Source organism: Streptomyces sp. NPDC051569, from assembly GCF_044454085.1.
Taxonomy (GTDB): domain Bacteria; phylum Actinomycetota; class Actinomycetes; order Streptomycetales; family Streptomycetaceae; genus Streptomyces.
In genome coordinates this window covers 557,777-570,416 of record NZ_JBITDJ010000001.1, presented here as the reverse complement: position 1 = coordinate 570,416, position 12,640 = coordinate 557,777, and the positions used below count along the sequence as shown (strand labels likewise).

11 protein-coding genes are annotated in these 12,640 nt (G+C 70.6%); 8 read left to right on the top strand and 3 right to left on the bottom strand.

The genetic code is table 11. The features are described from left to right. The 7 genes from ACIBAE_RS02405 to ACIBAE_RS02375 all read left to right on the top strand — a co-directional run bounded on the left by ACIBAE_RS02405 (position 1) and on the right by ACIBAE_RS02375 (position 6,738). A complete protein-coding gene (locus ACIBAE_RS02405; RefSeq protein WP_030351794.1) occupies positions 1–414 on the top strand; it encodes a roadblock/LC7 domain-containing protein in 414 nt (137 codons plus the stop codon). A gap of 110 nt (positions 415–524) precedes the next feature. After that, positions 525–932: a DUF742 domain-containing protein gene (locus ACIBAE_RS02400; RefSeq protein WP_030351795.1), complete on the top strand. Its 408-nt coding sequence runs from the start codon at positions 525–527 to the stop codon at positions 930–932. After that, positions 913–1,494, top strand: coding sequence for an ATP/GTP-binding protein (locus ACIBAE_RS02395; protein WP_189282429.1), 582 nt, complete (start codon positions 913–915; stop codon positions 1,492–1,494). Before ACIBAE_RS02400 ends, ACIBAE_RS02395 begins: the two co-directional genes overlap by 20 nt. A 337-nt stretch (positions 1,495–1,831) precedes the next feature. Then, complete coding sequence (locus tag ACIBAE_RS02390) at positions 1,832–4,996, top strand: nitrate- and nitrite sensing domain-containing protein (protein ID WP_399281884.1); 3,165 nt, start codon at positions 1,832–1,834, stop codon at positions 4,994–4,996. A 10-nt stretch (positions 4,997–5,006) separates the two neighbouring features. Then, entirely contained in the window at positions 5,007–5,420 is a 414-nt protein-coding gene (locus ACIBAE_RS02385; RefSeq protein ID WP_010984131.1) for a roadblock/LC7 domain-containing protein, read from the top strand. A gap of 93 nt (positions 5,421–5,513) precedes the next feature. Next, positions 5,514–6,176, top strand: a complete 663-nt coding sequence (locus ACIBAE_RS02380; protein WP_399281882.1) for a DUF742 domain-containing protein — start codon at positions 5,514–5,516, stop codon at positions 6,174–6,176. Then, entirely contained in the window at positions 6,157–6,738 is a 582-nt protein-coding gene (locus ACIBAE_RS02375) for an ATP/GTP-binding protein (RefSeq protein WP_031229389.1), read from the top strand. Before ACIBAE_RS02380 ends, ACIBAE_RS02375 begins: the two co-directional genes overlap by 20 nt. A gap of 89 nt (positions 6,739–6,827) precedes the next feature. Here ACIBAE_RS02375 and ACIBAE_RS02370 read toward each other — a convergent pair whose 3' ends face one another. The 3 genes from ACIBAE_RS02370 to ACIBAE_RS02360 all read right to left on the bottom strand — a co-directional run bounded on the left by ACIBAE_RS02370 (position 6,828) and on the right by ACIBAE_RS02360 (position 11,253). Then, positions 6,828–7,034 carry an acyl-CoA carboxylase subunit epsilon gene (locus ACIBAE_RS02370; RefSeq protein ID WP_399281881.1) on the bottom strand — a complete coding sequence of 69 codons (207 nt, stop codon included), beginning with the start codon at positions 7,032–7,034 and terminating at the stop codon, positions 6,828–6,830. 47 nt (positions 7,035–7,081) lie between these two features. Then, positions 7,082–8,665, bottom strand: a complete 1,584-nt coding sequence (locus tag ACIBAE_RS02365; RefSeq protein ID WP_399281880.1) for an acyl-CoA carboxylase subunit beta — start codon at positions 8,663–8,665, stop codon at positions 7,082–7,084. 152 nt (positions 8,666–8,817) lie between these two features. Next, the gene (locus ACIBAE_RS02360; RefSeq protein WP_399281879.1) at positions 8,818–11,253 is read right to left on the bottom strand and encodes a polysaccharide lyase 8 family protein; all 2,436 of its coding nucleotides are present in this window, start codon (positions 11,251–11,253) and stop codon (positions 8,818–8,820) included. A gap of 106 nt (positions 11,254–11,359) precedes the next feature. Between ACIBAE_RS02360 and ACIBAE_RS02355 the strand changes: the two genes are divergently transcribed. Further along, positions 11,360–12,565, top strand: a complete 1,206-nt coding sequence (locus ACIBAE_RS02355; protein ID WP_399281878.1) for a glycoside hydrolase family 64 protein — start codon at positions 11,360–11,362, stop codon at positions 12,563–12,565. Positions 12,566–12,640 lie beyond the last annotated feature (75 nt).

Here is a 12,640-nt window from a genome sequence, read left to right as displayed (position 1 = left end):
ATGAGTCAGGCTGCGCAGAATCTGAACTGGTTGATCACCAACTTCGTGGACAACACCCCCGGGGTGTCCCACACGGTGGTGGTCTCCGCAGACGGACTTCTGCTGGCCATGTCCGAGGGCTTCCCCCGCGACCGAGCCGACCAGCTCGCGGCCGTGGCGTCCGGTCTGACCTCGCTGACCGCGGGGGCGTCCCGGATCTTCGAAGGCGGCCCGGTCAACCAGACCGTGGTGGAGATGGAGCGCGGCTTCCTCTTCCTCATGTCCGTCTCCGACGGTTCCTCCCTGGCCGTGCTCGCCCATCCCGAGTGCGACATCGGCCTGGTCGGATACGAAATGGCCCTCCTGGTCGACCGCGCCGGTACGGTCCTCACCCCGGACCTGCGCGCCGAGCTCCAGGGAAGTCTGTTGCACTAGAGGTTTTGAGGAACGCCCCACAGCTCCAACACCGTCAGGCCGCCCAACCGGCCCCCCACCGGCCAAGTCAGACGGCACGCAGACATCTTGCTGTCACGCCCGGAGGATTAATGACCCCGCCACCCGCCTCTCACGATCCGTACGGCGCCTCGGTCGACGCGTCGTACGGACCCGAGGGCGACCAGCCGTTGGTACGCCCGTACGCCATGACCGGCGGACGGACCCGGCCGCGGTACCAGCTCGCCATCGAGGCGCTGGTCAGTACGACAGCAGACCCGGCGCATCTCGCCACCCTGCTCCCCGAGCATCAGCGGATCTGCCACCTGTGCCGTGAGGTCAAGTCGGTGGCGGAGGTGTCGGCGCTGCTGACGATGCCGCTCGGGGTCGCCCGCATCCTTGTGGCCGACCTGGCGGAGGCCGGCATGGTGGCCATCCACCAGCCGGGTAACGGAGAGGCCGGCGGCACGCCGGATGTGACACTGCTCGAAAGGGTGCTCAGTGGACTTCGCAAGCTCTAGCGGCGGTGCGGCCCGCTCAACCACCAGCGCGAAGATCGTGGTGGCGGGCGGCTTCGGCGTGGGCAAGACCACGTTCGTCGGCGCCGTCTCGGAGATCAACCCGCTGCGTACCGAAGCCGTCATGACCAGCGCATCAGCCGGCATCGACGACCTCACCCACACCGGAGACAAGACCACCACCACCGTGGCCATGGACTTCGGCCGCATCACCCTCGACCAAGACCTCATCCTCTACCTGTTCGGCACCCCCGGACAGGACCGCTTCTGGTTCATGTGGGACGACCTCGTCCGCGGCGCCATCGGCGCCGTCGTCCTCGTCGACACCCGCCGCCTCGCCGACTGCTTCCCCGCCGTCGACTACTTCGAAAACTCAGGACTCCCCTTCGTCATCGCCCTCAACGGCTTCGACGGACACCAGCCCTACACCCCCGACGAAGTACGCGAAGCACTCCAGATCGGCCCCGACACCCCCATCATCACCACCGACGCCCGCCACCGCGCCGACGCCAAAAGCGGCCTCATCACCCTCGTCGAACACGCCCTCATGGCACGACTCAAGTAGACGGCCGCCTACGGCGGTTGTCGTAGGTGACTCCGGAGGTGGGCTGTGTCTCCCGGCACGGCCCACCTCCGCTTCCATAACATTTCGAGAGAGAATTGACGGGACCCGGACACCCGACGCACTCGACCGGTACCCCTGCGCACACGTCAGCCCCGGCTTTTGACGGGGCTCGCTCTTTTTGCCCCTTTTATTGGAGGCCCTGACACGCGGAACGACTGATTCCCGCTGTTTGGAAGGCGGCCGTTCCCCGTGCTGGAATTCGAAGACTTCCCCGTAGTACGGCCCTGAACAGAACACGGCATGACGTAGGTACAGACGCCGAGAGGTTGTTGGTCGAGTGAGGCGAAGCAAGGCGGGCTCCGCACAGCAGACGCGGGGCAACTTCACCCCGCCACCGCGTGCGGCGGAGTCGGCCGGGCCCCCGGCCGACTCCGCCCCGGCGCCGGGCAGCTCCAGCCGGTTCGCCCCGCGCAACTGGCGGGTGCCCACGCGGCTGAACGCCATTCTCCTCATACCCGCACTGGTCGGCCTCGTGATGGGCGGCTTCCAGGTCAAGGCGTCCGTGGACACCTGGCAGGAGGCGCAGGACGCCGAGCGGACGGCGCTCGTCGTGCGGGCCGCCTCCGCGTACGGCCAGGCGCTGCTGAACGAACGTGACCTCACCGCTCAGCCGCTGCTGACCGGCAGACGCGACGCGCCGGTCGTGGGCAGGACCCGCGCGGCGACGGACGCCGCGAAGGCGGCGTTCGACCTGGCGGTGCGGGACATGCCCGTGAAGGAGGGACTGCGGCGCCGCCTCACGCTGTTCAGGAGCGAGGAGCCCAAGCTGGCGGCCCTGCGGAAGTCCGCGTACACGGCGGCCGTCGAGACCCCTGACAAGACCGGCGGGAACGGCGGCCCGGTGGCGACCGAGGAGGGCTATGTGCTGATCCAGCACTCCCTCATGGAGTTCGCCAACGAGCTCGGTCTCGGTACCGGCAACATCACCAGTTACGGCCGTACGGTCTACGCGCTCCAGCTCGCGAAGGCCGCCGAGTCGCTCCAGCGCTCGATCGGGACGCATCTGCTGGTCAGGCCGAGCCAGAAGGACGGCGTCAGGGCCGGCCAGACGGTCGCGTTCTCCTCGTACGCCTATCTGGAGACCGTCGCCGTCGGGGAGTACGTCTCCGGCGGCACCGAGGCGGACACCGTCAGGCTCCAGGACGTCATGCGGCAGCAGGCGGTCGAAGGGGCCAGGAAGCTCTCCGCCGCCCAGCAGGACGCGGAAGCCGCCGGCAAGGACTTCACCGCCCCGCCGAGCGTGGAGGGCTCCGTCCTCGACGGCATGGTCGCCGCGATCGCCACCGGCGCCGCCCCCGAGCAGCTCGCCGCCCGCGGGGTGACGCCGGAGGCCTGGATGGCCGCCGCCACCTCCGAGTTCGACGGCTACACGGTGATCGAGAAGGAGCTCGTCGACAAGGCCGTGGCCGAAGCGGCGCAGATCTCGGCGAACGCCAGGAACGACGCGATCACCAACGGGGCGATCGTCGTGCTCGCGCTGCTGGCCGCGTTCATCCTGGCCGGGATGATGGCCCGGCAGATGAGCCGCTCGATGCGGTCGCTGCGTACGGCCGCGTTCGGCATCGCCGAGCAGCGGCTGCCGATGCTGGTCGACCAGCTCTCGCGCGCCGAACCCGGCCGGGTCGACACCCGCGTCAAGCCGATCCCGATCGATTCGCGCGACGAGATCGGCGAGGTCGCCCGGGCCTTCGACCAGGTCCACCGCGAGGCGGTCAGGCTCGCCGCCGAGCAGGCCATGCTGCGCGGCAACGTCAACGCCATCTTCACCAACCTGTCGCGCCGCAACCAGTCGCTGATCGAGGGGCAGTTGACCCTCATCTCGGATCTGGAGAACAACGCGGCGGACCCGGACCAGCTGTCCTCCCTCTTCCGGCTGGACCACCTCGCGACCCGTATGCGCCGCAACGGCGAGAACCTGCTGGTTCTCGCGGGCGAGGAGCCGGGCCGGCGCTGGAACCAGCCGGTGCCGCTGGTCGACGTACTCCGTGCCGCCTCCTCGGAGGTCGAGTCGTACGAGCGCGTCGAGCTGACCGGTGTCCCCGAGACGGACATTCACGGCGAGTCCGTGACCGACCTGGTGCATCTGCTCGCCGAGCTGCTGGAGAACGCCACCACGTTCTCCTCGCCGCAGACAAAGGTCCGGGTCACCGCGACCCGGCTGCCGGACGGCCGCGTGATGGTCGAGATCCACGACAAGGGCATCGGCCTGACCGCCGAGGACTTCGCGGACATCAACCACAAGCTGGCCAACCCGCCGACCGTGGACGCCGCCGTCTCCCAGCGCATGGGGCTCTTCGTGGTCGGCCGCCTCGCCGACCGGCACGGCATCCGCGTCCAGCTGCGCCCCTCGGGCGAACAGGCCGGTACGACCTCGCTGGTCATGCTCCCCGACGCGATCACCCACGGCGGTGGCGGCGAACCGACCGCTCCCGACGACTTCACCGTCTCGCAGATCATCCCGGGGCAGCAGGCCCAGCCGGAGGAGCGGGGCTTCCCGACCGCACCCGTGCTGACCGCCGCGGACCTGGGCTTCGACGACTCCCGGTACGAGGACCAGTCGGCGGACGCCACACGTCAACACGAGCCGCTCAGCGGCCCGCTGACGGGCGTTCAGCCGCGCCTGGCCCTCGATGCCCCGGCGGACGGCCGCCCGCCGCTCTTCCCCGAGCAGACGGACGGCCGGTACCGCGACGAGGTGGACGGCCGCTACGCGCCGCAAGAGGCCCCGCACGGACCGGCGTTCGCGCCGCAGCGGCGGGACGCGTACCCGGAGCAGCCGGAGCGGTCCTATGCGGAATCGTCCCTGTGGGCTCAGGGCGGCTCCGGTACGCCGTTCGAGGACGCGGCCACCCCCCGGGCCCACCAGGGTGAGTGGCCGGATCAGGGTGCGTACGGCGGCAGTTACGCGCTGGAGCGGCGGACAGAACCGGAATCCGCCCCCGGCGCTCCCGAGAACGCCCGGGACCGCGTAGGCTTCGACCGTCCGGGTCCCTCTCCGAGCGCCAGTCACACGCTGACCGGCGCGGGCCTGCCGCGCCGTGGCAGCAGCCAGCAGGCGCAGCAGTGGGAGCCCTCCGGTCAGCACGACGGACCGACCCAGGAGGCCGGACAGACCCCGCTGAACGGGCAGCACGAGGCGGACGGTTCCGACGACTGGCGTTCCCAGAACGACGATCGCTGGCAGCGGGCCGAGAAACTCCGTGAGCCCAAGGCGGGCGGGGTCACCTCGTCCGGTCTCCCCCGCCGCGTGCCCAAGGCCAACCTGGTCGAGGGAGCGGCGGAGCAGACCCCGCAGGGCGGCCCACAGGTCTCCCGCGACCCGGAGGACGTGCGCGGCAGGTTGAGCAACCTGCGGCGCGGTGTCCAGCGGGGGCGTGACGCGGGAACGGACACGAACGGACCGGGCCACGGCCCGGGCAGTACCTACCACCAGGAGCGTTAGTGTGAGCCCGATGAGCCAGGCGGCGCAGAATCTGAACTGGTTGATCACCAACTTCGTGGACAACACCCCCGGGGTGTCCCACACGGTGGTGGTCTCCGCAGACGGACTCCTGCTGGCCATGTCCGAAGGTTTCCCGCGTGACCGGGCCGACCAGCTCGCGGCGGTCGCCTCCGGCCTGACCTCGCTGACCGCCGGGGCCTCCCGGATCTTCGAGGGCGGCGCCGTGAACCAGACGGTCGTCGAGATGGAGCGCGGTTTCCTCTTCCTCATGTCCATCTCGGACGGCTCCTCGCTGGCCGTGCTCGCCCACCCGGAGGCCGACATCGGCCTGGTGGGCTACGAGATGGCCCTGCTGGTCGACCGCGCCGGCACCGTCCTCACCCCGGACCTGCGGGCCGAGCTCCAGGGAAGTCTGCTCAACTGACAGACAATGCGCTTCTCGCCGCCGCACCATTAGGGTGCGGTGGCGCGGCTCCACAGGGACAGGGACCGGCGACCGGCTGTCGGAGGAGGAAACGTGGCTACATCCCCAGGCGGACACCCCTATGACGGTGCCCAGCAGTCCCCGGGTGAGCACGCCCGGAACCGCTTCAACTTCCCCTCCACACCGAGCAGACAGAGCGGCCCGGGGGGGCAGGGGAGCCAGGGCGGCCGGTCCGTACCGCAGCGGCCTTCCCGGCGGCAGCCGTACGACCCGTCGTATGAGCAGCCGTACGAGCAGCCGTACGAGCAGCCGTACGAGTCGGATCAGCCGTACGAGCAGCCCCGGGGGTCCCGCATCCAGCCGGTTCCGCCGCGCCGCCCGCCGGAACCCGAATCCGATCCCTCCATGGGCCACCACAATCCGTTGGTACGCCCGTACGCCATGACCGGCGGACGGACCCGGCCGCGATACCAGCTCGCCATCGAGGCGCTGGTCAGTACGACGGCTGATCCGTCGCAGTTGCAGGGGCAGTTGCCCGAGCATCAGCGGATCTGCCGGCTTTGTTTCGAGATCAAATCGGTCGCCGAGATTTCGGCGCTCCTCTCCATCCCCCTCGGCGTGGCCCGGATCCTCGTAGCCGACCTGGCGGAGGCCGGGCTTGTCGCCATCCATCAGCCCGGCGGCGACGAAGCCGTCGGGGGCCAACCAGACGTGACACTGCTCGAAAGGGTGCTCAGTGGACTTCGCAAGCTCTAGCGGCGGTGCGGCCCGCTCAACCACCAGCGCGAAGATCGTGGTGGCGGGCGGCTTCGGCGTGGGCAAGACCACGTTCGTCGGCGCCGTCTCGGAGATCAACCCGCTGCGTACCGAAGCCGTCATGACCAGCGCATCAGCCGGCATCGACGACCTCACCCACACCGGAGACAAGACCACCACCACCGTGGCCATGGACTTCGGCCGCATCACCCTCGACCAAGACCTCATCCTCTACCTGTTCGGCACCCCCGGACAGGACCGCTTCTGGTTCATGTGGGACGACCTCGTCCGCGGCGCCATCGGCGCCGTCGTCCTCGTCGACACCCGCCGCCTCGCCGACTGCTTCCCCGCCGTCGACTACTTCGAAAACTCAGGACTCCCCTTCGTCATCGCCCTCAACGGCTTCGACGGACACCAGCCCTACACCCCCGACGAAGTACGCGAAGCACTCCAGATCGGCCCCGACACCCCCATCATCACCACCGACGCCCGCCACCGCGCCGACGCCAAAAGCGGCCTCATCACCCTCGTCGAACACGCCCTCATGGCACGACTCCGGTAAGCCGTACCCCTACCGACGCCGAAGGCCCCGCACTCCGAGGAGTGCGGGGCCTTCGGCGTTGTCCGGTGAGCGGGTCCGCCCGGTGGGGCTCAGCCCTGCCAGCTGTGCGGGGCACGGAAGCCGGGCGTGCGCTCCAGCCGGCGCCAGCCGGCCACCGACTGCGCGGCGCGTCCTGCCGGGGCCGCGGGCTGGGCGGCGGCGCGGGCGAGCAGGACCGCGGTGATGGCGGCCAGTTCCTCGGGGCCGGCGTGGCCCTTCTCGACGCGGAGCAGGGACTTGTTCGTCGGATCGCTCATGAGGGTGGTGTCTCCGTCTTCTCGGCAGGAGGGCGCGGGACGCGGTACTACTGCGGGGGGTTGCCGTGCTTGCGGGACGGCAGGTCGGCGTGCTTGGTACGCAGCATCGCGAGCGCTCCGGCGAGCACCTCGCGGGTCTCGGCGGGGTCGATGACGTCGTCGACCAGACCACGCTCGGCCGCGTAGTAGGGGTGCATCAGCTCCGCCTTGTACTCCTTCACCATGCGGGCGCGCATGGCCTCGGAGTCCTCGGCCTCGGCGATCTGCTTGCGGAAGATGACGTTGGCCGCGCCCTCGGCGCCCATCACCGCGATCTCGTTGGTGGGCCAGGCGTAGGTGAGGTCGGCCCCGATGGACTGGGAGTCCATGACGATGTACGCGCCTCCGTATGCCTTGCGCAGGATCAGCGAGATCCGCGGCACGGTGGCGTTGCAGTAGGCGTAGAGCAGCTTGGCACCGTGCCGGATGATGCCGCCGTGCTCCTGGTCGACGCCCGGCAGGAAGCCGGGCACGTCCAGCAGCGTGACGATCGGGATATTGAAAGCATCACACATCTGGACAAAGCGCGCGGCCTTCTCGGACGCCTCGATGTCCAGCACACCGGCCAGCGACTGCGGCTGGTTGGCGACGATGCCGATGACCTGGCCGTCGAGCCGGGCCAGCGCGCAGATGATGTTGCGGGCCCAGCGCTCGTGGATCTCCAGGAAGTCGCCGTCGTCGACGAGCTCCTCGATCACCTTGTGCATGTCGTACGGGCGGTTGCCGTCGGCGGGCACCAGGTCGAGCAGCACGTCGGAGCGGCGGTCCGCGGGGTCCTCGGACGGGGTCGTCGGCGGGTTCTCGCGGTTGTTCTGCGGGAGCATCGACAGGAGGTAGCGCACCTCGGCGATGCAGGTCTCCTCGTCGTCGTACGCGAAGTGCGCGACGCCCGAGGTCTCGGCGTGCACATCGGCGCCGCCGAGGCCGTTCTGGCTGATCTCCTCGCCGGTGACGGCCTTGACCACGTCCGGCCCGGTGATGAACATCTGCGAGGTCTCGCGGACCATGAACACGAAGTCCGTGAGGGCCGGGCTGTAGGCGGCGCCGCCCGCGCACGGGCCGAGCATCACGCTGATCTGCGGGATGACACCGGAGGCGCGGGTGTTGCGCTGGAAGATGCCGCCGTAACCGGCGAGCGCGGAGACGCCCTCCTGGATACGGGCACCGGCGCCGTCGTTCAGCGACACCAGCGGGGCACCGGCCGAGATGGCCATGTCCATGATCTTGTGGATCTTGGTGGCGTGGGCCTCGCCCAGCGCGCCGCCGAAGATCCGGAAGTCGTGGGCGTAGACGAAGACCGTGCGGCCCTCGACCGTGCCCCAGCCGGTGATGACACCGTCCGTGTACGGCCTCTTCGCCTCCAGGCCGAAGCCGGTCGCGCGGTGCCTGCGCAGCTGCTCGACTTCCTTGAAGGACCCCTCGTCGAGCAGCAGGTCGATGCGCTCGCGGGCGGTCAGCTTGCCCTTGGCGCGCTGGGCCTCGGTCGCGCGCTCGCTGGGCCCTCGTCGGGCCTCCTCACGCAGGGCGTGCAGTTCGGCCACACGCCCCCGGGCGTCGGCGGGCTCGCTCAGCGTCTCGTCCACTACGGTCATGTATCAACCCTACGAACAGAGCCAAGGAAAACATGCCGTCGACTCCACACAGTCTCACGGCTGTATTCCTGGTGGGCCTGGACAGAACCCTGCCCGATGCGGGGTCCCCGGACAGCAAGCTACCCCCCTCGCTTGTGGGATTCCCCTAGATGTCATGGCAGCGCCATCTCACACCGGTGCGTGCGGCCCGCCATACCGGGAGTGATCCGCAGCCGTACGGCGTGCCCCGCCGTGAGCACCTCGACGGCCGGGTCCCGGGCGGTGATCCGCCGTACCGGCCGGTCCCAGCCGATCTCCAGCGGCCGCCCGCTCCTCATGGGGTCGCTGACGTGCAGCGTCGCGGTCCGGCCGCGCACCACGACGAGGACGCTCGCGGGTGCGGTCGCGGTGAGCGGGCCCGCCCTCCCGGGCGCCCAGAAATTCGCGGCGGTGCAGCCGATCGAGCGGATCGCCACCGCCTGCCGGGCGGCCGTGTTGGCGAGAACCTCCAGCCAGTGCCGGTCGGCGGCGCGGGCCGCGAGGACCTGCCGGGAGGCCGCCGGCATCAGGAGGTACGTGTACGAGGCGTCCACGGGGTCGGTGCCGTGGTCCAGCCAGAGGGTGCGGTAGTGGCGGGTGCGCCGTTCGGTGGTGCTGGTGGTGTTGATGTCGTGCCAGGAGCCGGTGCGGCCCTCGGCCAGGGTCCGGACGGCGGCGCCGCCGGGGAAGACCCAGCCGCCGTGGCCGGCCAGGTGCGCCCAGCGGGGGCGGGGCCCCCGGCCGTCGAGCGTGAAGCCGCCGTCGCCCTGTTCGCCCTTCTCGCCCTTCTCGCCCTTCTCGCCCTTCTCGCCCTTCTCGCCGAGATTGCGGTTGTCGATGACCGTCTCGACGGGTACGCCGTCCGTGCTGGTGATCCCGGCGCCCAGGCAGACGATCGTGTCGGCGACGCAGAACCAGGACTTCCGGGCTTCGAGGGTGGAGCCGAGCCCCCGCAGGTGCTGCCCGACGGCGGCGAACTCCCCGTCGGTCGTGCCGCCGACCCACCGGGTGGCCGGCCGGGGCGCTCCCCACTCGCCGCCGGCCCGGTCCGCGAGCCGTAGCGTGGAGACGGTCGTCCCCGGCAGCCGGTACGGGTCCACGGTGGGCCAGAACCAGTCGGTGTACTGGTCGTTCCCCTCCTCCGGGCCGTTCTCCGAGCCCCACCGGTAGAGCATTCCGGCGCCGGTGTGCCACCCGCGCTGGTTCTCGCCGTTGCCGCATTCGTAGTGGGTGATCCGCTCGGACGCCATGGCGATGGCGGCGGCCCAGCCGGGCCGGCGGTGCACCGCCCGGTCCATCGCGGCGAAGAGGGTGTGGCCGACCGGCTCGGGCGCGGCGGGAACGTCCGACGCGGCGACGGCGTGCAGCCGGGCGAGGTCGGCGACGTCGAGCTGGCGTGCGGTGAGCACGGGGGCGGTCCTGTCCCGCTCGATCCATCCCTTGACCAGCGCGTTCCAGCGCTCGCGCGCGGCCGGGCCGGCGCCGCCCGCGAGCAGCGGGATCGCCGCGATCAGCGCCTGTCCGTGGAAGTGGTCGCCGCGCATCACGCGGCGGTCGTCGCCTTCGAGGTAACCGCGGCTGATGGCGCGGCCGTTGACGCAGTCCATCATCAGCCCGTTGAGGATCAGCGGGGCGTAGGAGCGCTCGACACTGTCGAGGACGATCTGCCGGTCGGGGTCGGTGACGGCCCAGTCGGATCCGGCGAGCAGGGTGAGGAGCCGGCCGAGGCCGTCCAGCATGACCTGTCCGTACGTCCCCGAGTAGGCGACCCAGGTGTGCTGGATGAAGGAGCCGTCGGCGTAGAGGCCGTCGCCCCGCGTGACGTACGGGAAGACGGGCGAGAGCGCGTCCCGGGCGAGGGCGATCTTGGCGGGATTCCCGCCGAGGACTCCGCGCAGGGCGACGGAGCGGCAGAGATCGACACGGTTGGCGCCGGTGGACGTGCCCGTGTAGGCGCCGAGCAGGGCGTCGGGGATGAAGTGGTCGACGGCGGCGTGGGCTGCGGCCCGCCGCTCCTCGGTGAGCCGGTCGCCCAGCACGGCGAGGATGTCCAGGAGCGGACGGGGGCTGCCGATCCGCCACTCCCACCAGTTGCCGTAGGGGGTGGTCGCGGGGTGGTAAACGGTCTCGGCGAGATGGTCGAGGCCGCGCAGGAGGGCGGCGAGGAGAGCGGGGTCGCCGGTGAGTCCGGTGCCCGGCTGCCCGTACGCCTGGGTCATGGTCCAGAGCCTGGTGTAGCCGGCCGTGATGCCGGCCGGTGGGTCGAAGGGGCGGTCCGGCCAGAGTGAGGTGGCGGCCGGCTTCATCGACTTCCTTAACGCTTCGGCCAGTTGGCCGGTCTCCGCGAGGCGGGAGGCGAACGGCTCGGCGGCCGGGTCGTAGCCGGTACCGAGCTGCAGGTCCACCCAGCGCAGCCGCAGCGCCTCGAACACGTCGGTGGGCCGGGCGGGGCCGGTCCGGTCGCCGGAAGCGGCCCCGGGGAGCGCGAGGGAGAGCGCGCCGGCTCCGGTGGCGGCCAGCAGCGCACGACGGGACCAGCCGGACAGCTTTCTGAGAGCGCTCTCAGTCATACCCCTTGACGCCTTTCCCCCGCCTCGCGAGAGTGGTCGGGACGCAGGCGCGACCCCCCACACACCGCGCCCCCTGCGTTCCCCCCACACTCTCAGGAGAACATCCGTGATATCGCGACGACTCTTCCTGACCGGTACGGCCGCCACCGCGGCCGCGCTCACCTACCCCCTCTGGGGAAGCGGCCTCAGCCCCCGCGCGATGGCGGCCGCGGACACCTGTGAAATCGCCCTGCGGAACGTGTCGTTGCCCGGCTCGGTCAACGCGTACGTCACCGGCCACGAACAGGCCACCGGCGGCTGGGCGCTGCTGCGCGCCGACGGCAGCGTCTACCGGCCGGACTCCCCGGGCGCGCCGGGGACCCCGCTGCCGGTCGACTGCGCCATTCCGCTGGGTGCGGCGGGCAGCGCTCCCGTCGTCCTGACACTGCCTCAGATGTACGGTGCGCGGGTCTACTTCGTGCGGGACGACACGCTGGACTTCTTCCTCAACCCGGGCCCCGCCCTGGTCGAGCCGGCCTTCGCGACCTCGGCCGACTCGAACTACGGCCGCACCTGGTCGTTCTGCGAGTTCACCTTCAACCAGGACCAGCTGTACTCGAACATCAGCTACGTCGACCTGGTGACGGCGCTGCCCATCGGCATCACCCTGGAGGGCGACGCCACCCACACGGTCGCCCCGCTGCCCCAGGGCGCCCTGGAGAAGATCGCGGACGGGCTCACGGCGCAGGCGGCCGTCGACGGGCACCCCTGGGACAGGCTTGTCCTGCGCGGCACGGACGGACAGGTACTGCGGGTGATCTCGCCGCAGAATCTGGCCGGCGAGACGCCCTTCGCGGACGTCTTCACCAGCTATGTCGACCAGGTCTGGGAGAAGTACAGGTCGACGGACCTGACCATCGATCTCCAGGGCGGCCGGGGCGTGTTCACCGGCCGGGTCAGCGGCGACACGCTCACCTTCAACGGTGGCCACACCTTCGCCAGGCCGACCTCGATGGACATCTTCACGTGCAACAGCGGTCCCTTCGCCAACAACCCCGGCGACTCGGACGACAAGAAGGGGCTGCTCGCACGGCTCGCGGCCGCCTTCAACCGCTCGACGGTCCTCAGCCACGCCGATCAGCCGAACGGCGCCACGGCGGCGGACTACTACCGCGATCCGGTCACCAACCACTTCGCGCGGGTGCTGCACGCGAACACCCCGATCGGTTACGCCTTCCCGTACGACGACGTCCAGCCGGACGGCCAGCCGGACGTCTCGGGCGCCGCGCACGACGGCAATCCGCGCCGCTGGACGGTGTCCGTCGGCTCCTGACGCCCGGCTCGGCGCGATCCGGTGCCCTGCCCTCCCCGTTCACCGGAGGGCAGGGCACCGTCACGTCACACGAGT